Annotated in this window: 21 protein-coding genes, 1 tRNA gene and 1 rRNA gene; 15 read left to right on the top strand and 8 right to left on the bottom strand. The window is 61.9% G+C overall.

What is annotated here, in order from left to right; all coding sequences use genetic code 11:
• Window positions 1–213: 213 nt before the first annotated feature.
• Both BDK88_RS14575 and BDK88_RS14570 read right to left on the bottom strand, forming a co-directional pair.
• A tRNA-Ala gene (locus BDK88_RS14575) sits at window positions 214–285 on the bottom strand.
• 139 nt (window positions 286–424) lie between these two features.
• Window positions 425–1,898 (bottom strand): 16S ribosomal RNA (locus BDK88_RS14570).
• A gap of 967 nt (window positions 1,899–2,865) precedes the next feature.
• On the opposite strand from BDK88_RS14570, the gene lrpA1 reads away from it, so the two are divergent.
• The 5 genes from lrpA1 to BDK88_RS14545 all read left to right on the top strand — a co-directional run bounded on the left by lrpA1 (window position 2,866) and on the right by BDK88_RS14545 (window position 6,432).
• Window positions 2,866–3,294 carry an HTH-type transcriptional regulator LrpA1 gene (lrpA1, locus tag BDK88_RS14565; protein ID WP_130501074.1) on the top strand — a complete coding sequence of 143 codons (429 nt, stop codon included), beginning with the start codon at window positions 2,866–2,868 and terminating at the stop codon, window positions 3,292–3,294.
• Window positions 3,295–3,380: 86 nt separating this feature from the next.
• Window positions 3,381–3,860 (top strand): SRPBCC family protein, encoded by a 480-nt coding sequence (locus BDK88_RS14560; protein ID WP_130501073.1) that lies wholly within the window; start codon window positions 3,381–3,383, stop codon window positions 3,858–3,860.
• 88 nt (window positions 3,861–3,948) lie between these two features.
• Entirely contained in the window at window positions 3,949–4,539 is a 591-nt protein-coding gene (locus BDK88_RS14555) for a nitrous oxide reductase accessory protein NosL (protein ID WP_130501072.1), read from the top strand.
• A 253-nt stretch (window positions 4,540–4,792) separates the two neighbouring features.
• Complete coding sequence (locus tag BDK88_RS14550; RefSeq protein WP_130501381.1) at window positions 4,793–5,092, top strand: DUF4242 domain-containing protein; 300 nt, start codon at window positions 4,793–4,795, stop codon at window positions 5,090–5,092.
• A 176-nt stretch (window positions 5,093–5,268) separates the two neighbouring features.
• Window positions 5,269–6,432 carry a CobW family GTP-binding protein gene (locus BDK88_RS14545; RefSeq protein WP_130501071.1) on the top strand — a complete coding sequence of 388 codons (1,164 nt, stop codon included), beginning with the start codon at window positions 5,269–5,271 and terminating at the stop codon, window positions 6,430–6,432.
• Between the two features lie 77 nt (window positions 6,433–6,509).
• Here the strand turns inward: BDK88_RS14545 and BDK88_RS21270 are convergent, their stop codons facing one another.
• Entirely contained in the window at window positions 6,510–6,668 is a 159-nt protein-coding gene (locus BDK88_RS21270; RefSeq protein WP_165396974.1) for a hypothetical protein, read from the bottom strand.
• Window positions 6,669–6,761: 93 nt separating this feature from the next.
• Here BDK88_RS21270 and BDK88_RS21265 point away from each other — a divergent pair, with 93 nt between their 5' ends.
• Window positions 6,762–6,923, top strand: coding sequence for a hypothetical protein (locus BDK88_RS21265; protein WP_165396973.1), 162 nt, complete (start codon window positions 6,762–6,764; stop codon window positions 6,921–6,923).
• A gap of 120 nt (window positions 6,924–7,043) precedes the next feature.
• Here the strand turns inward: BDK88_RS21265 and BDK88_RS14540 are convergent, their stop codons facing one another.
• On the bottom strand, window positions 7,044–8,204 hold the full coding sequence (locus BDK88_RS14540) for a glutathione-independent formaldehyde dehydrogenase (protein ID WP_130501380.1): 1,161 nt from the start codon (window positions 8,202–8,204) through the stop codon (window positions 7,044–7,046).
• Between the two features lie 225 nt (window positions 8,205–8,429).
• Window positions 8,430–10,559 carry a formate dehydrogenase subunit alpha gene (gene fdhF, locus BDK88_RS14535; protein WP_130501070.1) on the bottom strand — a complete coding sequence of 710 codons (2,130 nt, stop codon included), beginning with the start codon at window positions 10,557–10,559 and terminating at the stop codon, window positions 8,430–8,432.
• A 164-nt stretch (window positions 10,560–10,723) separates the two neighbouring features.
• Between fdhF and BDK88_RS14530 the strand changes: the two genes are divergently transcribed.
• Together BDK88_RS14530 and BDK88_RS14525 are read left to right on the top strand one after the other, a co-directional pair.
• Window positions 10,724–11,278 (top strand): hypothetical protein, encoded by a 555-nt coding sequence (locus BDK88_RS14530; protein WP_130501069.1) that lies wholly within the window; start codon window positions 10,724–10,726, stop codon window positions 11,276–11,278.
• A gap of 58 nt (window positions 11,279–11,336) precedes the next feature.
• Entirely contained in the window at window positions 11,337–11,972 is a 636-nt protein-coding gene (locus BDK88_RS14525) for a molybdenum cofactor guanylyltransferase (protein WP_130501068.1), read from the top strand.
• Window positions 11,973–11,983: 11 nt separating this feature from the next.
• Here BDK88_RS14525 and yqeC read toward each other — a convergent pair whose 3' ends face one another.
• The gene (yqeC, locus tag BDK88_RS14520) at window positions 11,984–12,730 is read right to left on the bottom strand and encodes a selenium cofactor biosynthesis protein YqeC (RefSeq protein WP_130501067.1); all 747 of its coding nucleotides are present in this window, start codon (window positions 12,728–12,730) and stop codon (window positions 11,984–11,986) included.
• Between the two features lie 127 nt (window positions 12,731–12,857).
• Between yqeC and BDK88_RS14515 the strand changes: the two genes are divergently transcribed.
• Both BDK88_RS14515 and BDK88_RS14510 read left to right on the top strand, forming a co-directional pair.
• Complete coding sequence (locus tag BDK88_RS14515) at window positions 12,858–13,439, top strand: flavodoxin domain-containing protein (protein ID WP_130501066.1); 582 nt, start codon at window positions 12,858–12,860, stop codon at window positions 13,437–13,439.
• A 108-nt stretch (window positions 13,440–13,547) separates the two neighbouring features.
• Entirely contained in the window at window positions 13,548–13,898 is a 351-nt protein-coding gene (locus BDK88_RS14510; protein ID WP_008010127.1) for a winged helix-turn-helix transcriptional regulator, read from the top strand.
• A gap of 140 nt (window positions 13,899–14,038) precedes the next feature.
• Here the strand turns inward: BDK88_RS14510 and BDK88_RS14505 are convergent, their stop codons facing one another.
• A complete protein-coding gene (locus tag BDK88_RS14505) occupies window positions 14,039–14,485 on the bottom strand; it encodes a UPF0179 family protein (RefSeq protein ID WP_130501065.1) in 447 nt (148 codons plus the stop codon).
• A 68-nt stretch (window positions 14,486–14,553) separates the two neighbouring features.
• Window positions 14,554–14,985: a DUF5820 family protein gene (locus BDK88_RS14500; protein ID WP_130501064.1), complete on the bottom strand. Its 432-nt coding sequence runs from the start codon at window positions 14,983–14,985 to the stop codon at window positions 14,554–14,556.
• A gap of 690 nt (window positions 14,986–15,675) precedes the next feature.
• On the opposite strand from BDK88_RS14500, the gene BDK88_RS14495 reads away from it, so the two are divergent.
• From BDK88_RS14495 to BDK88_RS14475, 5 genes are all read left to right on the top strand, one after another.
• On the top strand, window positions 15,676–17,748 hold the full coding sequence (locus BDK88_RS14495) for a PrkA family serine protein kinase (RefSeq protein ID WP_130501063.1): 2,073 nt from the start codon (window positions 15,676–15,678) through the stop codon (window positions 17,746–17,748).
• Between the two features lies 1 nt (window position 17,749).
• The gene (locus BDK88_RS14490; protein WP_130501062.1) at window positions 17,750–20,038 is read left to right on the top strand and encodes a PrkA family serine protein kinase; all 2,289 of its coding nucleotides are present in this window, start codon (window positions 17,750–17,752) and stop codon (window positions 20,036–20,038) included.
• Window positions 20,029–21,357, top strand: coding sequence for a YeaH/YhbH family protein (locus BDK88_RS14485; protein ID WP_130501042.1), 1,329 nt, complete (start codon window positions 20,029–20,031; stop codon window positions 21,355–21,357). Before BDK88_RS14490 ends, BDK88_RS14485 begins: the two co-directional genes overlap by 10 nt.
• Window positions 21,350–23,380 carry a SpoVR family protein gene (locus BDK88_RS14480; RefSeq protein WP_130501041.1) on the top strand — a complete coding sequence of 677 codons (2,031 nt, stop codon included), beginning with the start codon at window positions 21,350–21,352 and terminating at the stop codon, window positions 23,378–23,380. The genes BDK88_RS14485 and BDK88_RS14480 overlap by 8 nt, the downstream gene beginning before the upstream one ends.
• 92 nt (window positions 23,381–23,472) lie before the next feature.
• On the top strand, window positions 23,473–24,303 hold an 831-nt coding region (locus tag BDK88_RS14475), incomplete at its 3' end, for a HEAT repeat domain-containing protein (protein WP_207225302.1).

Here is a 24,303-nt window from a genome sequence, read left to right as displayed (position 1 = left end):
CGACAGAGTCGCAACGTTGAGTGACCCGGGAACGGGTCCAGTGGACGCCTGGACTACACGTACACACGGTCTCATCTGCACGCCAGTAGACAGCTGGCCTGCATTAACCCTTCCCAGCCACACTTACGCGGGCTGGTGCATCGGTTCGGTCGTACTCAATCGAAGTTCCGTCTCCCACTTAAGGGCACGGATTCGGCGATCAAGTACGAAGCATGGACCCACAGGGATTCGAACCCTGGGCATCCTCCTTGCAAAGGAGGCACTCTCCCACTGAGCTATGGGCCCACGTCCACCCCTAAGAGAGGGTGGACAGAGAGATTGTGTTAGCCTTGGTAGTTCAAAGGTGCCCGATCGGCCAAACGGCGCGATCGAACGTGCGGAATACCGCTAAGGTGGGCTGGGGCAACGCCCCAGTCCCGGTCTGTGGAGGTGATCCAGCCGCAGATTCCCCTACGGCTACCTTGTTACGACTTAAGCCCCCTTGCGGAGCCCAGATTCGACCTCGGAATCGAGGCCTCATCCGGACCCCACTCGGGTGCTTTGACGGGCGGTGTGTGCAAGGAGCAGGGACGTATTCACCGCGCCCTTCTGAGGCGCGATTACTACCGAATCCAGCTTCATGAGGACGAGTTTCAGTCCTCAATCCGAACTACGACCGAGTTTCGGAGATTAGCGTCCCCTTTCGGGGTTGCATCCCACTGTCTCGGCCATTGTAGCCCGCGTGTCGCCCAGCACATTCGGGGCATACTGACCTACCGTTGCCCGTTCCTTCCTCCAGTTTGGCACTGGCAGTCCTCCTAATGTACCCAACCACCACGAGGGTGTTGCTGGCAATTAGGAGTGCGGGTCTCGCTCGTTGCCTGACTTAACAGGACGCCTCACGGTACGAGCTGACGGCGGCCATGCACCTCCTCTCAATGGCTCCAGTAAGGTCATCAACCTGACCTTCACTGCACATTGTCGATGCTGGTGAGATGTCCGGCGTTGAGTCCAATTAAACCGCAGGCTCCTCCGGTTGTAGTGCTCCCCCGCCAATTCCTTTAAGTTTCATCCTTGCGGACGTACTTCCCAGGCGGTCTGCTTCACGGCTTCCCTACGGCACACCACAGGCTCGTAGCCTGTGGCACACCTAGCAGACATCGTTTACAGCTCGGACTACCCGGGTATCTAATCCGGTTCGTGACCCGAGCTTTCGTCCCTCACCGTCGGATCCGTCTTTCCAGAGCGCTTTCGCCACCGGTGGTCCGTCCAGGATTACGGGATTTCACTCCTACCCCGGACGTACCCTCTGGATCTTCCGGTCCCAAGCCACGCAGTTTCCACCGGACGCCCGCGCGTTGAGCGCGCGGATTTCCCGATAGACTTGCGTGGCCAGCTACGGACGCTTTAGGCCCAATAAGAGCGGTCATCACTCGTGCTGCCGGTATTACCGCGGCGGCTGGCACCGGTCTTGCCCAGCACTTATTCTACCACCTCCTTACGGTGGTGAAAAGCGAGGACTATATGCCCTCGCACTTGGAGTCCCCTTATCGCACTTTCGTGCAGTGTAAAGGTTTCGCGCCTGCTGCGCCCCGTAGGGCCCGGTATCTTGTCTCAGATACCGTCTCCGGGCTCTTGCTCTCACAACCCGTACCGATTATGGGCACGGTGGGCCGTTACCCCACCGTCTACCTAATCGGCCGCAGCCACATCCTATGGCGCCGGAGCGTTTCTGACTCTCGCCACTTCCAGGCTGAGAGCCGTATTCCGGATTAGCCTCAGTTTCCCGAGGTTGTCCGGATCCATAGGGTAGTTTGGCCACGTGTTACTGAGCTATCTGCTACGAGTCTAAACTCGTGCAACTAGCATGGCTAAATCGGACTCCAATAGCAATGACCTCCGGCAGGATCAACCGGAATGAAATGCTCTTCCCCAGCAAGGCTGGGGGAGTTGGCGGTGAATGTAAATACACTCACACATGGGTCCACACGTTCGGTGACACGATCGAACGACCGATCGGGCGTCACCGAACTACCAAGGCTAACATCAGAACCCGTCTGTACGGCGGACCGCAGGGGCGGGGTCCTCATCTTCGTCGTACTAAATCAGAATCGCCGAACACTACTTAAGGCCTACGAACCCCACCCTTCAAAGGTAGTTAATACCACACGGCCTGTCAGATAGGGATACGACTATAAATTCATGAATTATCTACATTCAGCATCCAGCGGGCCTCTGTCAACCCGGATAATACAGCTTTCGGGATTCCGCGCCTGATTCTGTTGGGTCTGAAGGAATCAAGCCGAGCCGTTACATTACACCGAGGTAGTCGAAGTTATCCCACTACTCGATTATCTTTCTATCCTCAAACCGTATATTGACTTCGTCGATGACATTCATAAGCGTAAATTCGAAGTTCGAGTTTCCTGCTTGCACGGTCTCATCTAGTCTGGTGGGCGTCAGTGCCAGTGGGACCGCAACCGTCCTGCGGGTGCGCCGGGAACCAGTGACAGGAAACCGTATCAATGATTTCTTTCAGATTGGCTCGCCCTTGATCGCCCAGCGGACTCTGTAGGACGTACTCGGTCGAATAGACATCGTCGTATGGTCCACGTTGCTTTTGCCCCACGCTTCACGCTTGGATCGAGACCATCTCCTCAGAGAAGTGGATAGTGATGTTCATCCAAACTGTTACTCTCCCGCTTCAACCCCGTTTGATGTCCCCAGCCTACCACGACGCCGTCTAGTGACTCAAGAGAGTCGAACCGACTGACTAAATCACCAGCAAGCGCCGTGCTCGCCGCCGCGGTTTCGGACTCTTCTGATTGGATATTCGTCGTTCTCGTATACAAAAGATATTTTTCCATCGAAGCAAAACGTACTGCTATGAGTACGCAGGCGACGGAAGATCGCATTCTCGAGGTGCTCGAGGAGGACGCACAGGCGTCCTACGCCGAGATCGCCGAGCGGGCGAACGTCTCGAAACCGACGGTGCGAAAGTACATTAATCAGCTCGAAGACGACGGCGTTATCGTCGGCTACTCGGCCGACGTGGACCCAAAGAAGCTCTCGAGCCAGACGATCGCGCTGGTCGGACTCGATGTCGCGAGCGAACGCTACGTCGAGGCCACACAGGCGATCAAGAACCTCGGGGAGGTCGAGGCGCTGTATAGTTCCAGTGGCGACCACATGCTGATGGCCGAGGTGCGTGCCGAAGACGGCGACGCACTCGGCGAGATCATCTCCGAAGAACTGCTCGAAATCGACGGCGTCACCGCAGCTCACCCGTCGTTCCTGCAGGAGCGACTGAAGTAAGACAGCGGAACAGACACCGCTTGGCGTGTTCCGTCGCCGCCGATTTCGGGACTGATGTTTTCAGGTTGGCAACCGTAGACCCATCTATGCCAACGTACGAACGCGAGACGATGGTCCGGTCGTCGTTCGACGATGTTTGGGCGTTTCACTCTCGGATCTCCGGCCTTGAGGGGGTGACCCCCGACTGGCTGGGCTTGCGCGTCGAACGCGTGCTCGGACCGGACGGCCAGTCGGAACCGGACGTGCTCGAGCCCGGCTCGGAGATCGCGTTGTCGATCCAGCCGTTCGGCGTCGGGCCACGCCAGCACTGGACCTCGGTGATTACGGACCGCGAGTGTGAGGATGGCTCGGCGTACTTTCGCGACGAAATGGTTCACGGGCCATTCGACCGGTGGGAGCACACGCACAGCTTTTTCGCCGACGGCGATCGGACTGTCATCCGGGATCGCGTCGAGTACGAACTCCCCTTCGGCCCGCTCGGCGACGCTGCCGAGCCGTTCTCGAAACCCGGGTTTGCAGCCATGTTCCGCGCGCGCCATCGGCTAGCAAAAGCGCGACTCGAGTGAACGTGCGTCTCGGGGCCGACATCGCCTTCGAGCCGGATTCGACACCTGAACCATGTCGGTTTTGATTACCGGGCCGCTATAGAGGAATATGACCAAACGCGACGGGCTCCAGCGGCGGCGACTGCTGGGCGCGCTCGGGATGGGTGTGACCGCGGGCATTGCTGGCTGTCTCGGCGGAACTGATTCTGAGGGTGACGACCTGCCCGCACACGTGTACGAACCCTCGCTCGAGGGCGTTGAAGAAGGTCCGGTCGAGTTCACTGACTCCCAACGCTGTGACGTCTGTGGGATGCCGGTCAAGAAGTACTTCGGCAGTAGCCAACTCGTCCACGAGAACGGACAGGCGGCCGTCTTCGACCTGCCAGGCTGTTTGTTCGCCTACAAAGTGTCGTCGACACCCGACTCGCCGATTCAAGGTGCGTGGACGACTGACTACCAGACCGGGGAGCTCATCGATGCAACGATGGCCAACTTCGTTCTCATCACGGACAAGGAAGCCGCCGACGACCCGATGGGTATCGACCCACGCCCCTACGCCCACCGCAGCGACGCTGTCATGTTCCTCGAGAACTGGGAAGCCGAGGATCTGTCCCCCGAAGAGGACATCATTATCGGACTCGATAAGGTCGACATGGAAACCGCAAAGATCTACCGCAAGAGCCGCCTTCCTGACGAGTAACGCGTCGTCCCATCGACAGCAGAGCGTTCAAATCGGGACGAGTTCTCGAGTATGAGTGGAGTGACCGGCGATCTCGATACACTGCCGGTGGTTGCGCTCGCCGTCGCGATGCCGACATTCGATTCGAGCCAGCGTGGAGTCCCGAGTCAACGTGAAGGGGTCGGCTCCGGGGGTGTCTGTCAATTCATGACAGCTTTCTTGTCTGTCAAACCAACTTTTATTGTCACAGAGAGTGCCATGTGTCATGGCACCAATGTCCGAACAAGAGCTAACGGACTTCCTGATACTCCGGTCACTCGATGAACCAATTACGGAGGACGAACTCGAGGATGCGGCTGCACAATCCGGAGACGTCCTGCAAGAACTTCGAGCGGAGGGGAACGAGATCCGCTGGATCGAATCCGAGATCATGACGAACGAAGACGGGGAGATCACGGGAACGTTCTGCCAGTACCGAGCCGAAGAAAAAGAGATAATTCACGAACACGCCGATCGAGCTGGCCTTCCCGCAACGCGAGTCGATCGTCGCGGCGAACCCCTCGAGGGCGAGTAAGCCACGCACCGAAACTCGCCTGAACTGTGTCTGAATCGGATCGGGCAACCGCAAGACCCGAATCCAGAGCGGGTGCCCATTGCTCGAGACCGACTCGTGACAGTCTCGCGTGCGATACTGTCAACGAGAGCGACCCGATAACTTAGTAGCCCCACTATCATGGTGTTTGGTATCACATGACTCATAACGACACGACTCCCGTAACTATCGTTAGCGGCTATCTCGGCGCAGGGAAAACGACGCTCATCAACCACGTGCTGTCGAATCCAGGCGACCGGCGGCTCGCGGTGATCGTCAACGATATGGGTGAGATCAACGTCGATGCGGAACTGCTCGCTCGAGAGTCCGACGACGAGGGCATCGTCGACCTCTCGAACGGCTGTATCTGCTGTCGGCTGCAGGGAGATCTCCTCGAGGAAGCGACGCGGCTCACACGGCGTCGCGACTTCGATTACCTGCTGGTCGAGGCGTCGGGGATCAGCGAACCGATTCCGATCGCGCAGGTGTTCACTGATGGAACGGACGCAAGCGATGTCGACCCGACGAGCCTGTTCCGGGTGGACACCATGGTGACCGTCCTCGATACGTACGGGTTCTGGAAAGAGTTCGACGCCGGTGAGCAGCTCCCGGAGAACGCCCAGCCCGACGACGACCGGCCGTTGAGCGAAGTTCTCGTGGAAGGAATCGAGTTCTGTGACGTATTGTTGCTCAACAAGTCCGATATGGTTCCCGAGGGGACACTCGCGGAGATCGAGGCCGTCGTCGACACCCTCCAACCGCGGGCGAAACGACTGCGGACGACCTACTGTGAGGTGGATCCGGATATCGTCCTCGATACCGGGGCGTTCGACTTCGCGACGGCAAAGCGCTCGCCGGGATGGAAACGCCACCTGCGTGGTGAGACACACGACCACGGTGAGGATGAATATCGAGATGATGACGAACACGGCCACGATCACACTCACGATGGCGAGCAAAGCGTGGCCGACCGACATGGCGTCTCGTCGTTCGTCTTCCGCTCCGACCGGCCGTTCCACCCGGAACGGCTTGCAGCCTGGCTCGAGGACTGGGACGGGTCGATCGTCCGGGCCAAAGGCGTCTGTCATGTCGCCGCCCACGACGACGTGATCGGCGTCAGTCAGGCCGGTCCGTCCGTTCAAGCCGGCCCGATTGGCGAGTGGCGACCCGAGGACGACCGTCGCACGCGACTGGTAATCATCGGTCGCTCGATGAACGAAGAGCGGATTCGCGACGAACTCGAGGCGTGTGTGATCGATGGCGACGAGCGCGAACTGGCAGCGACCGTCACCGATCCGTTCCCGCTCTCGCATGCCTCTTGAACCGCGTTCCACGCCGATCGCCAGGCTGTCGTGCGACGGGTGCATAGAGGACGGCGGCGATCTCGTCACTCGTTGCCCTACAACTCGAGTTCGTCGCTGAGTTCTTCCCAGGACTCGTGAAAGCCGTGCGTCGACTGGTCGGTCACTCGGTCGGGGAGGGCGTCCTGATAGACGTCGTCGTACTCGAGCAGCCGCGTCCAGCCGTCGTGAAAGGAGTAGTTACAGTACTGGCACATGCAGCAGATTATGTCAGTCGGGACCATACCTGTTTCTCCGGTCGAGAGAGCCGAGACAGAAAGGTTATATCGTCACAGCAGAGCGCGATGAACATGCACCAACGCGGCGGATACGTACAGAGCGCGACTGACACGGTCGAACGGGAATGCGACCACTGCGACTGGTATGCGGTTGCGGGATCGTACCCCGCGCTGATCAAACGGTATCAGGATCATCTTCGCGACGACCACCCGAAAGCCTGGCTGCGAAGCTGATACTGTCGGCTGGCAGTCTGCAGACGCTCGAGCGCGTCCCAGGGCTCGTCGGCTGGACGGCACTCGTTGACCGAGCTTCTGATCGGCGGGGGACGAAAAACGGCGGTCGAGGGCGGAGCGTTATGGCTCGAGCAAGACCTTGGTGACGCCTTCCTCGCGTTCGTCGAACTTCTCGTACATCTCGGGTGCTTGCTCTAAGTCGACGCGGTGGGAGACGACCCAGCTGGGGTCGGCTCGTCCCTCGATGATCATGTCTCGGAGCTCCCGGTTGTATTCTTTGACGTTACACTGGCCAGTCCCGAGCTTCAGGCCCTTTTCGAAGAGCTTGCCGAAGTCGATGCCGAGCCGTCCCTGTGCCGCCATCTCATCGGGCGCGCCGGGGTCCGATGGGACGTACAGCCCTGGAATGCCGAGTTGTCCCGTCGGACGGACAGTCTCGATGAGTTGGTTGAGGACGATCGCGGGATTCTCCCGGGCCGGATCGTAGGCATCGTCGCCCGGATCCGTCTCGGGGTCGATCGCCTGATAGCCGACGGCGTCGACGCCCTTGTCGACTTCATCGCCGTGGGCATCGACGATCTGCTCGACCGGGTCGCCCTCCTCGAAGTTGATGGCGTGGGCGTCACAGTGGTCTTCGGCCATCTCGAGGCGACTGTCGACGCGGTCGACGACGTAGATCTCGGACGCGCCCTGGATCTTGGCGCTGTAGGCGGCCATGAGGCCGACGGGACCCGCCCCGTAGATCGCGATCGACTCGCCGGGTTGAAGATTCGCGAGTCGAGTGCCATGCCATCCCGTCGGGAAAATGTCCGCCAGCAGCGAGAACGCGTCCTCGTGTGCGTCGCCTTCCGGCAGTTTCAACGCGTTAAAGTCCGCGAACGGCACGCGGAGTTTCTCGGCCTGGCCGCCCTCGTACGGCCCCATTGCGACGTACCCATACGCACCGCCGGCGAAGCCGGGGTTGACGTTGGTACAGAAGCCGGTATAGCCGTTTTCACAGTTCCGACAGAAGCCACAGGCCACGTTAAAGGGCATCACGACGCGATCGCCCTCCTCGAGGGTCGTCACGGCATCGCCGACTTCGCTGACGATCCCCATGTTCTCGTGGCCGAAGACGATCCCCGGATCGGCTGCGGTTCGTCCCTCGTACATGTGGAGGTCCGAGCCACAGATCGCCGTGGTCGTGATATCGACGAGAACGTCGTTCTCGTGCTCGATCTCTGGTTCGTCGACCTCTTCGATGGCGACGTCGTTCGGTCCCTGGTATACGACAGCGTCCATTGACATTAGGTATCGAACCTCATGGAACGCACCACGAACCTCGTTGTAAAACTTGTCGCTATCCCGACTCAGCATGAAACTCAAGCTGTTTGATCGATCCGCACCTCGAGACGGTGCTGGCTCGGACGTGGCTGTCGCTGTCAGGCTGCCGCTCGGTGCCGTCCTCGGTGTCTGACTCGATGCGCCCGCACGACGAGGCGGGAGTGTGCTGACACCGCGCCGGTCTCAGTCGTCGCCAGCCGCTCGATCGACGGGCTCGATATCGACGTCGATCTCCGCGGCAGCGGCCTTGTACTCGGGGATCTTCGCCCGCTTGTCGAGCACGTGGTTCGTCAGCTTGTTCGCCGAGGCAGCGGCGAAGTGTGGCGTCGTCCAGACGACCCCCTCTTTCGTGTCGTCGGTGACGTGGGCCTCGAGCGTGATCTCGCCGCGTCGCGATTTGAGGCGGACGTACTCGCCGTCCTCGATGCCATAGCGCTCGGCGTCTTCGGGGTGAACGTCGACGAAGTTCTCCGGGGTCTGTCTGTTGAGCGTCGGCGAGCGCGTGCTCATCGTCCCGGTATTGTAGTGTTCCTCGAGCCGTGCGGTCGTGAGGATCAGCGGGTACTCGTCGTCGGGCGTCTCCGCCGGCGGGGTGTGTTCGACACCCTCGATGTGGCCGAGGCCGCTTTCCGTGTCGAATTCGTCCTCGTAGAGGAACGGATCGCCCTCGTCGCCGGGTTCGTAGCAGGGCCAGTGCAGTCCCTCCTCGCCCAGCAGGTCGTAGGTCATCCCGTGATAACTCGGGCAGACCTGGCGGAGTTCCTCGAAGATTTCCTCGGGATCCTCGAAGTCGAACCCCTCATCGAACAGGCGCATCCCGACTTCGGTCAGGATCTCGCGGTCATGTTTAGTGTTCTCATGGACCTTTCCGACGCCGCGCATGCGCTGGACGCGCCGATCGGTGTTCGTGACGGTGCCGCCGCGTTCGGCCCAGGTCGTCGCCGGGAGGATTACGTCCGCGAACTCCGCGGTTTCGGTCATGAAGATATCTTGCACGATCATGAACTCGAGATCCGCCAACCGGTCGGCGACGCTGTTGGCGTCGGGTTCGCTCATTACGGGGTTTTCGCCCATGACATACAGGCCCTTGACCGAGTCGCCCGCCTCGTAGGAGATCTCGACGTTCGTCAGTCCCGGCTCGTCGGGGATTTCGAAGCCCCAGACATCCTCGACCGACTCGCGAGCCTCGTCGTCGTCGACCAGCTGGTAGCCCGGCAGGACGTTCGGCATCGCGCCAACGTCACAGGTCCCCTGGACGTTGTTCTGGCCGCGCAGCGGGTTGACGCCCGTGCCGGGACGGCCGAGGTTGCCCGTGATCAGCGCGAGATTGATCTCGTTTTGGACGTTGTCGACGCCGCAGGCATGCTGGCTCATCCCCATCCCGGTGAAGATGGCCGCGTTGTCGGCGGTCGCATACTTTTCGGCGGCCAGTTCGATGGCCTCGAGGTCGAGGCCACACTCCTCGGCAGCTGCCTCCTTGTCGAAGTCTTCGAGCGTTTCTTTGAGGTGGTCGAATCCCTCGGTGCGTTCTTCGACGAACGACTCGTCGATCCAGCCGTCGTCGGGATGTTCCGCGTGGTGCTCGAGGATCGTCTTCAGGACGATGTTCAACAGCGGGATGTCCGTCCCCGGATTCAATTGCAGGTGTTGGTGGCGGTCGGTGTCATCGATCTGGAACGACCGTGTCGTCTTGTTCGCATGCGGGTCGACCTGAATGACGGTCGCCCCATCGAGCACTGCTTGCCGGAAGTACTGGCTGTTCGCGATGGGGTGTTGCTCGCCGGGATTCGCGCCCTGAATCCAGAACAGATCACACTCCTCGCGGAGGTCGCGCATGCTGTTTGTCATCGCACCCGCGCCCAGACTCGTGCGCAGCGCCCAGACCGTCGACGCGTGGCACATCCGCGTGCAGTTGTCGACGTTGTTGGTGCCGTAGCGCCGGGCCAGCTTCTGTAGCAGGTAGTTCTCCTCGTTCATCACCTTCGAGGAGCCGAAAAAGCCCGTCGCGTCCGGGCCGTACTCGTCGCGAATTCGCTCGAGTTCGTCGACGATGTACTCGTATGCTTCCTCCCACGTAGCTTCGCGGAACTCGCCGTCGTCGTCTCTGAGCAGCGGGTCGGTCAGTCGGTCCTCGTGGTCGACGACCTCCGTCGCTGCTCCGCCTTTGATACAGATCCGGCCCTCGTTGACCGGAGCGTCACCCCACGGCATGAACTGGACATCACCGGGCTCGTCGCCCGGCTGTACTTGGATTCCACACCCGACACCGCAGTACGGACAGATCGTCTTGACTGGCTCTTGGTCACTGGACATTGTGAGTCCCTCCAGGTGGCTGCACCCGTTGTGTAACAGCCATCACCTGCGCGTGCATGAGGTTTTCTACCATAGTACTGGTACATCTCGAGAAGCGACGGCTCACGCGAGCACTACCGAGATCAGGGAAACGCTGACGGCACCGCATGTGAAAGCAGCACACGATGGCGCTTACGAAGTCGGTCGTAGACTCGCAGGCACGTGACTACCGACGGCGCGAGCCCCTGTACGCCGTCGAGGCGGAGAACAGAGAGACGCTCCCAGCCGCATTCGAGTCCGGTGAGTACGGCCGCCGGGACGCAGCCTGGGTCGTCAGATGGTATTATCGGCGCTTTCTCGGCGCGTATCCCGACGACAAGCGACGGGACGCAGAGGAGCGCTTCTGGGACAACGACTTCGAGGCCGTCCGCGACGCGATTGCGGCCGCCGTCGACGCCGACGATGCTGCCGCGATGATCGACGCGCTGACCGCCCTCGAGGCCGTCGACGTCCCCGTCGCCTCGGCGTTTTGCATGTTCATCGATCCCGACGCATACGTCGTCGTCGGCCCTCGCGTGTGGGCAGCGCTCCGAGAGGCGGACGAACTCTCCCGACCGTATCCGGATCCGCCGTCGGTTTCGGAATACGAGACGTACCTCGAGCGCTGTCGCTCGGTGGCCGACCGCTTCGACTGTGACCTGTGGATGCTGTATCGCGCGCTCTGGCGGCAATCGGCATGACGAGCGTGAGCCAGTCGCGTGCGGGAGGTTTTTCCACGTTCTCGACGAACGATCGGCCATGCCCCCCGAGATCGGCCGAACCGAGCGCACGGGAGTCGTCCTCGCGGGCGGCCACTCAAGCCGCTTCGGCGATGGAGACAAAGCCGTCGCCGACCTCGCCGGAACGCCGATGATCCGCCGTGTCGTCGACCGGCTTGCACCGCTCGTCGACGAACTGGTCATCAACTGCCGGGATGATCAGGTGTCGGCAATCGAACCGGCACTCGAGGACGGTCCCGACGTCACGTTTGCGGTCGATCCAGTCCCCGACCGGGGCCCGATGGCGGGGATCATGACCGGCTTGCGTGCGGCCACGGGGGAGTACGCCGCCGTCGTCGCCTGCGATATGCCCTTCGTCGATCCCGACCTCATTGCGCACCTCTTCGACCGCGCGGCCGGTCACGATGCTGCGGTCCCACGGCTCGACGACCAGTGGTTCCAGACTACGCAGGCCGTCTACCGGGCCGAACCGATGGTCGCCGCCTGCGAACGCGCCCTCGAGCGCGACGAGCGGAAGATCATCGAACCGCTGTTCGACCTCGAGTACGTCGTCGTCGACGAAGCCGAGATTCGCGATCAAGCGCCGCTTTCGACCTTCGAGAACGTCAACACCCGAGAGGAGTTCGAGGCGGCCACTCGGCGACTCGAAGACTGATTCCGTGCGTCTTAGCGCTCGAGCACTTGGATCACCGGGTCGTCGTCGATCAGTCGTGCCAGTACCACGCGGGAGACGGCTGGGGCTCGCTCGAAGAGGGTCGTCGCGATTTCCTCGGCGTCCCGCCGGTGAGTCGCGTCGTCGACCTTGTTGAGCAGTGGGACGACGGTTGCGCCGTCCGGGACCCCTTTCAGCCCGCCGCGCTCGCTCGCGAGCACGTCGGCGACATCCACGGGTCGGATCGTCTCACCGAGTTCGCGTCCCGTAATCGCGGCCACTCGTTCCGGTCGGTGGACGTGTTCAGCAGCGAGTGGCTTTCCGACTACCTGGACGCTCGCGATCGGGACCACCGTCGTGGTGCATTGGGGAAGTTGTGGTTCGTGCTCGCCCGGCGCTTTGAATTCACGCGTCCGTGCTCCGTCAGCTTTGACAAGCACGACATCGGCGACATCGACCGCGGCAAGGTCGTCGATCATCTCGGGATCGTACCCCACGTACCGATCCTCGTTCTCGCGTTCGGACACGACGCCGACCGGCCATGCCTCCGCTCGCTCGAGTGCTGCCACCGGCTCGTCGGTGACGATGACGTCCTCGACGTGGCGGTCGAAAATCGGGATCCGAACTGTCGCGGTCACGACCGCTCGGCGGTCCGACTCGCTGGCCCGTGCAGCCAGCGTATAGAGGGTCGTCTTTTTGCCACCGGCACCGACGACGGCGACGACGCCGGATTCGGCCCGAAGCGCCTCGCAGATATCCATAGCAGTGTTACCACAAACACTGTCTAATTATTTGGGTCCACAGCCGGTCGCGGCGACCGCCATCAGCGAGGCCAGTTCGCCGACCTCCTTTATGCGGTTGCACGGTGTATTACATCGGAAGCCGCCAATGGTTTCGATTCTCGTCTGTTACGGTACCGGAGAGGGACAGACGGCGACGGTCGCCGACCGAATCGTCGATGTCCTTACCGGGCGCGGCCACGATGCGACCGCGATACGCGCCGACGATCTGCCATCCGCGGTCGATCTCGAGGCGTTCGACGCCGTCCTCGTCGGCGCATCGGTCCACATGGGGACCCACCAGCAGTCGGTTCGGACGTTCGTGATCGAGCATCGCGAACAACTGGCTGCCCGGCCAACGGGGTTTTTCCAACTCTCGATGTCATCCGCAGTCGCCGACGAGTCACGACAGGCGGAGGCGGCGGGGTACGTCGAGACGTTCCTCGAGGACACCGACTGGCATCCTGACCGCATCGCCCGTTTCGGTGGCGCGCTCCGGTATTCGAAGTACGGCTTTCTCAAGCGGCTGGTAATGAAACGGATCGCGAAGACGGCGACCGGCGACACGGACACGTCTCGAGACTACGAATATACCGATTGGGACGAAGTCGAAACGTTCGCTGCGGACTTCGCTTCGTTCGTCGAGGGCCGGCTCGGTGTAGGGCCACCTGAATCGACGGACGCGAACTGATGTCTGAGACGGGACGGGGCTGAGCTGGAAAATACTATCGTTTCGTTAGCTGGTTCGGATCCGAACCACTAAGACCGACCGCCCGCTACGAATGGACAGGTCTTATCGATGTCATCCCCAGAGACGACGCCACACGAGCAAACCGCCGACGCCTGTCCTGTCATCGCCTCCCTCGAGCAGATCGGCTCCAAGTGGCGACTTGCCGTCTTGCACGAACTGCTGGACGGCGAACAGCGGTTTAACGAACTGAAGCGGTCGACCGGCGCGAACGCACGGACCCTCTCGCGTGTCCTCGACGACCTCGGCGAGATGGGCTTTGTCGAACGCCGACTCGAGGAAGACGCGCCGATCGCGACGTACTACAGCCTCACCGACAAGGGCGAATCGCTCGAGCCTGTCTTCGGCGAAATCGAGTGCTGGGCCGGCTCCTGGCTCGACGAGGACGACCTCGAAGCATAGTGACAGCCCCGCTCGTGACGCGTCGGCCAAGTACGTCGGTTCACTGACTGGTTCCTCGTCATACGGACTCCTCATAGTCAGTTTTGGCGCACCCGCAACCCGTCATGGGGTGTGCCGGGACGCAGTGGTAGCAGACCGTCTCAGTCGTCGGTCTCGAGTTCGACGAGTTCGAGCGACCGGTCGAGATGGCAGACCTCGTGCGGTGGTTCGCCGATGATCTCTCGAATGCGGTACTCCTCGTCGAATGAGACGCCGTCAGGCTCGCAGTACTCGTGGCTCGGGCACGCGACGTACGGACAGGGGCCGGGGAGACTCGTCTTACTACCGGCGAACGCGCCCTTCGATGTGATGTTCGCACGCGTGGGCGCGGGCTCGACCTCGACGGCACGGACCCCATCGTCGTGCATCGCACATTCGAGCGTCTGTGCGTTCTCTCGGATCTCGGTGACGCGGTATTTCTTGCCCGGCTCGAGATTGAGACATTGACTGCGGTAGGGACAGCCGGCGCAGGCGTCGGCTTCGCCCTCGTAGACGAACTCGGTTCCCGGTTCGGCTAGCCGGGAGCCGATGAGCGTAACGGTCGACATAGGAATCGGTAGTCGCCACTGGCGGTTAAGGGTCACGTCCCGACGGGCCAGCCGACACCCCGGCAGTATCAGTCGTCGCGATCGCCGCCGGTCAATTCATCGAGACGCTCGAAGTATGCCTCCCGTGGCACTTGATACAGCTCGCGGTAGTCGATCTCGCCAGCGTCGAACTGCCGAGCGAGTTCGACGGTCCGCTCGATGGCCGCCTCGCGGGTCGGGACGCGGATCGTCTCGTCGAGCGAGACGTCCGGCTCGAGGTAGAGCGTGACGAACCAGTCTTCGGAATCGGCGGTGTCGGCGGGGTTGACGCCCGGACGCCGGGTTCGCTTGCCGTGTGTGAGATACAGCGTCGGCAGACACGGCGCGGGGAAGTCCGCGGCGTTGAAGACGTCGGGCCGATACGCGAGGACGAGCCGGCCGTCGGCCCCCTCACTCCAGACCTCCCAGCCGTCCGGCACGCTCGAGCGATCGATGCCACCGTTTCCGTCCGAATCCGACATGCCAGTCGGTAGGCGTGCCGACCGTATATACTGCCGGACACCGGTCCGTCCCCACCCGATCGCAGGCGTCCCAGCTGATTTGCAAGGCGGTGATCATCCGTCACCGTCACTGGGGAGACCGACCGCTAGCTCGTCATGACGAAGCTGACTCGAGCGTCTCGCAGACCGGCGGACTGGCGCGCGCGAGCGAACACGGCCATTGCAGGCCCACAACTTATGTGGTAGATCGCCGAATGTGGGGTGTGATACCTACCATCAACATAGGCTTCTGGCAGTATTTTCTTGGAATTAAGTCCTGACAAATACCTTTTGGGGCTAAGGCTAAGTAGCTGGATTACTCACTCATTAAATACTATCGGTATCCGTTCGCCGGACCGATCCACTCCGCGCCCGTCCCCGGCGCACCGTTGCTTGATTCCCGTGAGGGTGTCACGCGACGGAAAGTGGTGATAGGTGACACATGACACACCATACAGCCGCCCACGCCAGGGCTACGCTCCCCGGGACCCCGCTCGAGGAGCCAGCAGCAATTCCATCGACACGAGGCGAGCCGACCCCGTCACGCCGGGTACCGCGACGGAGTTCGACAGTGCAGCCACGAGACGGCTCGGTAGGTCGACCGACGTCCGCTTTCACGTCCCGTGCGATCACGGACGACCGCAACCGGGGGAACCCGCACCCAATGATACCATGACCGGTGACATCGAGACACTCGAGCAGCTCAGTACGGATTACAAGGAATCGATGCCCGCAGACCTGCGGGAAACCAAGTCTTTCGACTGGTACTTAGAAGCCGTCTACGAGGACCCGAAGATCGCCCGCAACGCCCACCAGCGCGTCGCGGACATGTTCGACTACTACGGCACCACCTATGACGAGACCGAAGGGATGGTCGAGTACCAGCTCGCAAGCGAGGATCCGCTGGGCAACGGCGAGAACACCTTCTACGGGAAGGTGATCCACCAGTCGATCCACGAGTTCGTCAACAAGGTCAAGTCGGGTGCCCGCCGGTTGGGCCCCGAACGCCGGATCAAGCTCCTACTTGGCCCCGTCGGCTCCGGGAAGTCCCACTTCGACAAGCAGGTCCGTCGGTACTTCGAGGACTACACGCTCCGCGATGAGGGCCGGATGTACACCTTCCGGTGGACCAACCTCTGTGACGTCATCCAGGATCAGGACCCGGCCGACGACGTCGTCCGCTCGCCGATGAACCAAGACCCGCTCGTCTTGCTGCCACTCGAGCAGCGCCAGCGTGTCATCGACGATCTCAACGAGAACCTCGATGCACCCTACACCATCCAGAACGAGCAGGCGCTGGATCCGGAAAGCGAGTTCTACATGGACAGGCTGCTCGCGTACTACGACGACGATCTCCAGCAGGTCCTCGAAAATCACGTCGAGATCATCCGCTTTGTCGCCGACGAGAACAAACGGCAGGGACTGGAAACTTTCGAGCCCAAGGACAAGAAAAACCAGGACGAGACCGAACTCACCGGCGACGTCAACTACTCCAAGATCGCCATCTACGGCGAATCGGACCCGCGTGCGTTCGACTACTCGGGGGCGTTCTGTAACGCAAACCGTGGGATCTTCTCCGGTGAGGAACTGCTCAAACTCCAGCGGGAGTTCCTCTACGACTTCCTGCACGCAACGCAGGAACAGACGATCAAGCCCAAGAACAACCCCCGCATCGACATCGACCAGGTGATCGTCGGGCGGACGAACATGCCCGAGTACAAGGACAAGAAGGGCGACGAGAAGATGGAGGCCTTTAACGACCGCACCAAGCGGATCGACTTCCCCTACGTCCTCTCCTACGAAGACGAGGCGTTGATCTACAACAAGATGCTGAACAACGCCGACGTCCCCGACATCAACGTCGAGCCCCACACCCTGGAGATGGCGGGCTTGTTCGGCGTCCTCACGCGCATCGAAGAGCCCGACACCGAGACCGTCGATCTGCTCTCGAAAGCCAAAGCCTACAACGGTGAGATCGACGAGGGCGACGACATCGACGTCAAGAAGCTCCGCGAAGAGGCCGAGGGGAAAGCCGAGATCGGCGAGGGCATGGTCGGTATCTCACCCCGGTTTATCGGTGACGAGATCGCCGAGGCGATCATGGACTCGAAACACCGCCAGCGCGGCTTCCTCTCGCCGCTGACGGTGTTCAACTTCTTCGAGGAGAACTTGGAGCACCACGGCTCCATTCCGGAGGACAACTTCGAGAAGTACTACCGCTACCTCGAGACGGTCCGCGAGGAGTACCGCGAGCGCGCCATCGAGGACGTCCGCCACGCGCTGGCCTACGACATCGACGAGATCCAACGCCAGGGCGAGAAGTACATGGACCACGTGATGGCCTACATCGACGACGACACCATCGAGGACGAACTCACCGGCCGCGAACAGGAGCCCGACGAGACGTTCCTTCGATCGGTCGAGGAGAAACTCGACATCCCCGAAGATCGCAAAGAGGACTTCCGCCAGGAAGTCTCGAACTGGGTCTCCCGACGCGCTCGCGAAGGCGAGGCGTTCAACCCACAGGACAACGAGCGCCTGCGTCGTGCCCTCGAGCGCAAACTCTGGGAGGACAAGAAACACAACATCAACTTCTCCGCGCTGGTCAGCGCCAACGAGTTCGACGACGACGAACGCTCGTCGTGGATCGACGCGCTGATCGAACAGGGCTACTCCGAGGAAGGAGCCAAGGAAGTACTCGAGTTCGCCGGCGCGGAGGTCGCCAAAGCCGAGATGGAAGACTAACATGCCACGAGGAACCGACTACGTCCGTGACGCCGACCGCACCCTAGAGGAGACATACGAGGAGCCGATGAGCCTCGCGGCGTACGTCGATCGGATCTTCGAGAACCCGTCGATTGCCTCTCACGCCTCGAAGTATCTGCTCGAGGCGATCGAAGCCGCCGGCACCCGGACCGTGGTCGAGGAAGGCGAAGAGAAAGAGCGGTATCGCTTCTTCGACGATCCGCACAACGACGGCGAGCACGCCATTCTGGGTAACACAGAGGTATTAAACGGATTCGTCGACGACCTGCGGTCGATCGCCGCCGGTCGAGCGAAAGACGAGAAGATCATCTGGTTCGAGGGGCCGACCGCGACCGGCAAGTCGGAGCTCAAGCGCTGTCTGGTTAACGGGCTGCGCGAGTACTCGAAAACGCCCGACGGCCGCCGATACACCGTCGAATGGAACGTTACGACCGCCGACGCCGGCGAGCGGGGTCTGAGCTACGGCGGCGACGCCACCGCAGCCGACGAGCAGAACTGGTACGAAAGCCCCGTCCAGGTCCATCCGCTGTCGGTGTTCCCCGAAGACGTCCGTGCGGACCTGCTCGCACAACTCAACGACGAACTCGACGATCACGTCCCGGTCCAGGTCGACGCACAGCTCGACCCGTTCTCCCGGGAGGCCTACGATTACCTCGAGGAACGGTACCGCCGAGAAGGCGAGGACGAGCTGTTCTCGGCGATCACCGACGAGGATCACCTCCGGGTGAAAAACTACGTCGTCGACGTCGGCCAGGGTGTCGGCGTGCTCCACAGCGAGGACGACGGCCGACCGAAAGAACGGCTCGTCGGCTCGTGGATGCACGGCATGCTCCAGGAACTCGACTCGCGCGGGCGCAAGAACCCGCAGGCGTTCAGTTACGACGGCGTCCTCTCGCAGGGCAACGGCGTCCTCACGATCGTCGAGGACGCCGCCCAGCACGCCGACCTGCTCCAGAAGCTGCTGAACGTCCCCGACGAGCAGTCGGTCAAATTGGACAAAGGAATCGGGATGGACGTCGACAGCCAGCTGCTGATTATCTCGAACCCCGACCTCGAGGCCCAGCTCAACCAACACGCCGACCGCAACGGGATGGATCCGCTGAAAGCGCTCAAGCGACGGCTGGACAAACACCGGTTTGGCTATCTGACGAACCTCTCGCTCGAGACGGAGCTGATCCGGCGCGAGCTCACTGGCGAGACGGCAGTCTGGGAGGCAGACAGCTACGACGAACTCGCAGACCGGATCCGCGAGCCGGTGCGAGTAACGGTCAAGAACCGTGACGGCGAGACGCGCGTCCAGGAGTTCGCCCCGCATGCGATCGAAGCGGCCGCGCTGTATGCGGTCGTCACGCGCTTAGACGAGGAGAACCTCCCGAACGGGCTGGATCTCGTCGACAAGGCGCTGATCTACGATCAGGGCTACCTCCAGGAGGGCGACAGCCGCCGCGAAAAAGCGGAGTTCGACTTCAACGACGACGGGACGGACGGCGACCACGGGGTTCCCGTGACGTACACGCGGGACACGCTCGCGGAGTTGCTCCAGACCGACCGCGACCGCCACCACGCCGATCTGCCGGTCGAGGATATCGTCATGCCCCGCGATGTGTTAAACGCCATGGTCGAGGGGCTGGCCGACGCACCGGTGTTCTCCTCGGGCGAGCGCTCGGAGTTCGAAAACCGCGTCGTCCCCGTGAAAAACTACGTCTACGACCAACAGGAGTCCGACGTCATCGAGGCGATCATGCACGACAAACGCGTCGACGAAGAGACCGTCGCCGAGTACGTCGAACACGTCTACGCCTGGGAGACCGACGAACCGCTGTACAACGACCGCGGCGAGCGCGTCGAGCCCGATCCGTTGAAGATGAAGCTGTTCGAGGTCGAACACCTGGGACGGTTCTCCGAGGCCGAATACGAGGGCAACCTCCCCCGCGAGAGCGTCCGGAACTTCCGGCGCGAGAAGGTTATCACGTCACTGAACCGCCACGCCTGGGAGCACCGTGACGCCGACTTCTCGGTCGAAGATGTCGACCTGACAGCGATTCCGGTGATCAAGACCGTCCTCGAGAGCCACGACTGGGACGACGTCGAGCGCACCTTCGAGGACTTCGACCCGCGCCAGTGGGACGACCCACCAAGTGGCACCGAGACGGCAACGGTCAAAGCGGACACGATCGACACATTGGTCTCCCTCTTTGGCTACTCGGAGGCGTCGGCCGAACTGACAAGCAGACACGTTATGGGACAGGTGAGCTACCGATGGGACTGAGAGACGACCTCGAGCGATTCCGTGAAGTCGGCGAAGAGCGCCGCGAAGATCTGTCCGACTTCATCCAGTACGGCGAACTCGGCAGAAGCGGGCCGGGCGAGATCAACATTCCGGTGAAGATCGTCTCGCTGCCGGAATTCGAGTACGACCAGCGCGACAAAGGCGGCGTCGGGCAGGGCGAGGACGGCACGCCGGATACCGGCCAGCCGGTCGGCCAGCCACAGCCCCAGCCCGGCGACGACGACGGCGAGGACGGCGAACCCGGCGAAGAGGGCGGCGAGCACGAATACTACGAGATGGACCCCGAGGAGTTCGCCGAAGAACTCGACGAGGAACTCGGGCTCGATCTCGATCCGAAGGGCAAGACGGTCGTCGAGGAAAAGGAGGGGCCGTTTACGGACCTCACCCGGACCGGGCCGAACAGCACGCTCGACTTCGAGCGAATGTTCAAGGAGGGGCTCAAGCGCAAGCTCGCGATGGATTTCGACGAGGAGTTCCTGCGCGAACTCTGTAAGGTCGAGGACATCTCCCCGCGCGAGGTCTTCGAGTGGGCTCGCGGCGAGAACCTTCCAGTCTCGATGGCCTGGATCGAAGAGGCTTACAAGGACATCCCCGATTCGGAACGCGGCACGTGGGCCTCGATCGAGGAAGTCGAAGACCACGTCGAGCGCGAGGACGTCCAACAGAAGATCCGCCGCGAGGGGATCGACCACGTTCCCTTCCGCCGCGAGGACGAACGCTACCGCCACCCCGAGATCATCGAAGAGAAAGAGAAGAACGTCGTCGTCGTCAACATCCGCGACGTCTCGGGCTCGATGCGCGAGAAGAAACGCGAGCTCGTCGAGCGGACGTTTACGCCACTGGACTGGTATCTCCAGGGCAAGTACGACAACGCCGAGTTCGTCTACATCGCCCACGACGCCGACGCCTGGCAAGTCGAGCGCGACGAGTTCTTTGGCATCCGCAGCGGCGGCGGGACCAAAATCTCGAGCGCCTACGAACTCGCGAACGAACTGTTAGAGGAGTACCCCTGGAGCGACTGGAACCGGTATGTCTTCGCTGCGGGTGACTCCGAGAACTCTTCAAATGACACCAGCGAGCGCGTGGTCCCGCTGATGGAGGAGATTCCAGCCAATCTCCACGCCTACGTGGAGACCCAGCCAAGCGGCAACGCGATCAACGCCACCCACGCCGAGGAACTCGAGCGCCACTTCGGGACCGACGCCGACGACGTCGCGGTGGCCTACGTCAACAGCAAAGACGACGTCACCGACGCGATCTACGAAATCCTCTCGACGGAGGGTGAGACAAATGAGTAAGCGCAACTCCAACGCGGATCGCTTCCGCAAACAGGCGATCGCAAGCGATCTCGAGGAACCGGTCACGGAAGCCCGGAATCTCGCACAGAAACTCGGCCTCGAGCCCTATCCAGTCAAGTACTGGATCATCGACTACGACGAGATGAACGAACTCATCGCCTACGGTGGGTTCCAGAGTCGCTACCCACACTGGCGGTGGGGAATGCAGTACGACAAACAGCAAAAGCAGGGCCAGTACGGCGGCGGGAAGGCCTTCGAGATCGTCAACAACGACAACCCCGCCCACGCGTTCCTGCAGGAGTCGAACACAGTAGCCGACCAGAAGGCCGTCATCACACACGTCGAGGCCCACTCCGATTTCTTCGCGAACAACGAGTGGTTCGGCATGTTCACCCGCGGTCAGTCTGACGAAGGCCAGGTCAACGCCGCCGCGATGCTCGAACGCCATGCACGGGCGATCGACGAGTACATGTCCGATCCCGAGATCGACCGTGCCGAGGTCGAGAAGTGGATCGACCACTGTCTCAGCCTTGAGGACAACATCGATCAACACCAGATCTTTACTCGCCGCCTTGACGTCGACGGGCCGGCCGGCGCGGAGATCGACGAGGATCTGGCCGAGAAGTTAGACGAACTCGAGCTCTCCGACGAGATCAAAGGCGAGGTGTTCAACGAGGAGTGGATCGAGAAACTCGAGGACGAGGACATCACCGCCAACTTCCCGGAACAGCCCCAGAAGGACGTACTGGCCTTCGTCCGCGAACACGGCAAGCAGTACGACGAGGAGACCGGCCGGGGGGTCGAGATGGAAGAGTGGCAACGCGACATCCTCGATATGATGCGTGCGGAGGCCTACTACTTCGCCGCCCAGAAGATGACGAAGGTGATGAACGAAGGGTGGGCCGCCTACTGGGAATCGACGATGATGACCGACGAGACCTTCGCCGGCGACGACGAGTTCTTAAATTACGCCGACCACATGGCGAAAGTCCTGGCGTCGGGCGGACTCAACCCCTACAGCCTCGGGATGGAGCTCTGGGAGTACGTCGAGAACACCACGAATCGTCGGGAAGTCCTCGAACGACTGCTTCGCATCGAGGGCATCTCCTGGCGCAACCTCACCGACGTCGTCGACTTCGACGCGGTGCTCGAGACGCTCGAGCCGCCGACGGCGCTCGCGATGATCACCCCCGACACGCTCGACGAGCTCGCGGACGTTCGAGATGAGTGGGTCGATCATGAGGCCCTCGAGCGGGCCCGCGCTGGCGAGATCGACGTCGAGGCGTACCCCTGGAAGGTACTGACCTACGAGGGACTGGCCCGGCGACATTACTCGCTGGTCAAACGGCAGAACCGTGGCTTTCTCGCGCGTGTCAATCAGAACGAACTCGAGCGGATCGGCCGCTACCTGTTCGACGACGCCCGGTACTCGTCGGTCGAGGAGGCACTCGCAGATGTCGACTTCACCGCCGGCTGGGATCGGCTGTTCGACGTCCGGGAGAGTCACAACGACGTGACGTTCCTGGATGAGTTCCTGACCCAGGAGTTCATCACCGAGAACAACTACTTCACCTACGAGCACTCGCAGGCGACCGGCCAGTTCCACGTCACGAGCGATGCGGCCGAAGACGTCAAGAAGAAGCTGCTGTTGCAGTTTACCAACTTCGGGAAGCCGACCATCGCGGTCTACGACGGCAACTACAACAACGCCAACGAACTCCTGCTTGGTCACCAGTACAACGGCGTCATGCTCGATCTCGGACAGGCCAAAGAGACTCTCAAACGGATCTTCGAGCTGTGGGGGCGGCCGGTGAACCTGCTGACGATCGTCAAGGAGGTCGACGACCACGACATCGAGGTGGCAAAACGGCGCAACCGCGAGCCCGAACCCGAAGAGCAGGGCAAGCTGATCCGCTACGACGGCCAGACGGTGACGACCGAAGACGTGCCGTGGGACGAAGTCGAGCACCTCGCTGCCGACGACGTCGATTACGACACCAAGCCCGACGAGTGGCTCGCCTAGAGCAGCCGACCGCCGGTCGTCCATGTCGAGGTGTCTCGAGGCGTCGGTCAGCCAGAATGTTTTTACCGGTTATCCTCCATGCAGAGGACACAATGAACCGGGAAGGGGGGGAGACCGTCGAGCCTGGTGGTCGGGGGGCTGCCAGAGCCGATCTCCCGTCGGTTCTCGCACAACTCGACGGTCACGTCTCGGCCGACCAACGGGCTGCCGTGCGCCGGATTCGAACCGCAATCGAGGACGAAGAACGGGCCGCGGCGTACGTCCCGACGGTGCCGAAACTCCGGGCACTGCTCGAGCAGCCAGACCTCGACTTTCACGACGAGATCGCTGCCTGTCTCGCCGCACTGGCGGCCGAAGCACCCACCGACGTCGCACCCTCGAGTGGAACGCTCGTGGCCGTCGCCCACGAGCATGCCGACCAGTCGATCGCGTGCGATCTCCTCCGCGCCCTCGCGGCTGTCGCGGCCGAGCGACCTGATGTCGTCGCCGAGCACGCCGACGCGATCGCCGACGTCCTCGAGCGTCGCCGTGGCTACGATCGCTGTGGGATCGAGGCGATCGCACACGTCTCGGAATACGCGCCGACGGCAGTCGAACCGGCAGGACCGATCCTTGTCGACGCGCTCTCGGTGAATCCGACCGAGAACGGTGGGCCGGCGCTTCGCGCGCTCGGTCGGTTGGCACGTTCCGAGGCGACGCTGCCGTCGCTCGAGTTCGTCACCGACGCAGCCGCGCTCGTGGCCCACGACGACCGGTCGCTGCGACACAGCGCGATCGGCTGTCTCGGCGATGTCGCTCACCGTGATCCTGCCGCCGTCGCAGCGGTCGCCGCCGAGTTCGAGGCAGCGCTTTCGTTTCCCGATCCCGACACCCGGGCACTGACTGCGGCTACGATCGGCCACGTCGCTGCCAGCGCCGACACG

The organism is Natrinema hispanicum, from assembly GCF_004217335.1.
Taxonomy (GTDB): Archaea; Halobacteriota; Halobacteria; order Halobacteriales; family Natrialbaceae; genus Natrinema; species Natrinema hispanicum.
The sequence above is the reverse complement of the archived record's forward strand: the minus strand, read 5'-3'. Positions and strand labels throughout refer to the sequence as shown.

Excerpts from the sequence above, each read along its gene's own strand:
- BDK88_RS14540 (WP_130501380.1), bottom strand. The coding sequence starts at position 8,204 with ATGGACGCTGTCGTATACCAGGGACCGAACGACGTCGCCATCGAAGAG.
- BDK88_RS14505 (WP_130501065.1), bottom strand. The coding sequence starts at position 14,485 with ATGTCGACCGTTACGCTCATCGGCTCCCGGCTAGCCGAACCGGGAACC.
- BDK88_RS14560 (WP_130501073.1), top strand. The coding sequence starts at position 3,381 with ATGCCAACGTACGAACGCGAGACGATGGTCCGGTCGTCGTTCGACGAT.
- BDK88_RS14525 (WP_130501068.1), top strand. The coding sequence starts at position 11,337 with ATGCCCCCCGAGATCGGCCGAACCGAGCGCACGGGAGTCGTCCTCGCG.
- BDK88_RS14550 (WP_130501381.1), top strand. The coding sequence starts at position 4,793 with ATGTCCGAACAAGAGCTAACGGACTTCCTGATACTCCGGTCACTCGAT.
- BDK88_RS14530 (WP_130501069.1), top strand. The coding sequence starts at position 10,724 with ATGGCGCTTACGAAGTCGGTCGTAGACTCGCAGGCACGTGACTACCGA.
- BDK88_RS21270 (WP_165396974.1), bottom strand. The coding sequence starts at position 6,668 with ATGTGCCAGTACTGTAACTACTCCTTTCACGACGGCTGGACGCGGCTG.
- BDK88_RS14555 (WP_130501072.1), top strand. The coding sequence starts at position 3,949 with ATGACCAAACGCGACGGGCTCCAGCGGCGGCGACTGCTGGGCGCGCTC.
- fdhF (WP_130501070.1), bottom strand. The coding sequence starts at position 10,559 with ATGTCCAGTGACCAAGAGCCAGTCAAGACGATCTGTCCGTACTGCGGT.
- BDK88_RS14485 (WP_130501042.1), top strand. The coding sequence starts at position 20,029 with ATGGGACTGAGAGACGACCTCGAGCGATTCCGTGAAGTCGGCGAAGAG.
- BDK88_RS14545 (WP_130501071.1), top strand. The coding sequence starts at position 5,269 with ATGACTCATAACGACACGACTCCCGTAACTATCGTTAGCGGCTATCTC.
- yqeC (WP_130501067.1), bottom strand. The coding sequence starts at position 12,730 with ATGGATATCTGCGAGGCGCTTCGGGCCGAATCCGGCGTCGTCGCCGTC.
- BDK88_RS14515 (WP_130501066.1), top strand. The coding sequence starts at position 12,858 with ATGGTTTCGATTCTCGTCTGTTACGGTACCGGAGAGGGACAGACGGCG.
- BDK88_RS14500 (WP_130501064.1), bottom strand. The coding sequence starts at position 14,985 with ATGTCGGATTCGGACGGAAACGGTGGCATCGATCGCTCGAGCGTGCCG.
- BDK88_RS14490 (WP_130501062.1), top strand. The coding sequence starts at position 17,750 with ATGCCACGAGGAACCGACTACGTCCGTGACGCCGACCGCACCCTAGAG.
- BDK88_RS21265 (WP_165396973.1), top strand. The coding sequence starts at position 6,762 with ATGCACCAACGCGGCGGATACGTACAGAGCGCGACTGACACGGTCGAA.
- BDK88_RS14480 (WP_130501041.1), top strand. The coding sequence starts at position 21,350 with ATGAGTAAGCGCAACTCCAACGCGGATCGCTTCCGCAAACAGGCGATC.
- BDK88_RS14510 (WP_008010127.1), top strand. The coding sequence starts at position 13,548 with ATGTCATCCCCAGAGACGACGCCACACGAGCAAACCGCCGACGCCTGT.
- BDK88_RS14495 (WP_130501063.1), top strand. The coding sequence starts at position 15,676 with ATGACCGGTGACATCGAGACACTCGAGCAGCTCAGTACGGATTACAAG.
- lrpA1 (WP_130501074.1), top strand. The coding sequence starts at position 2,866 with ATGAGTACGCAGGCGACGGAAGATCGCATTCTCGAGGTGCTCGAGGAG.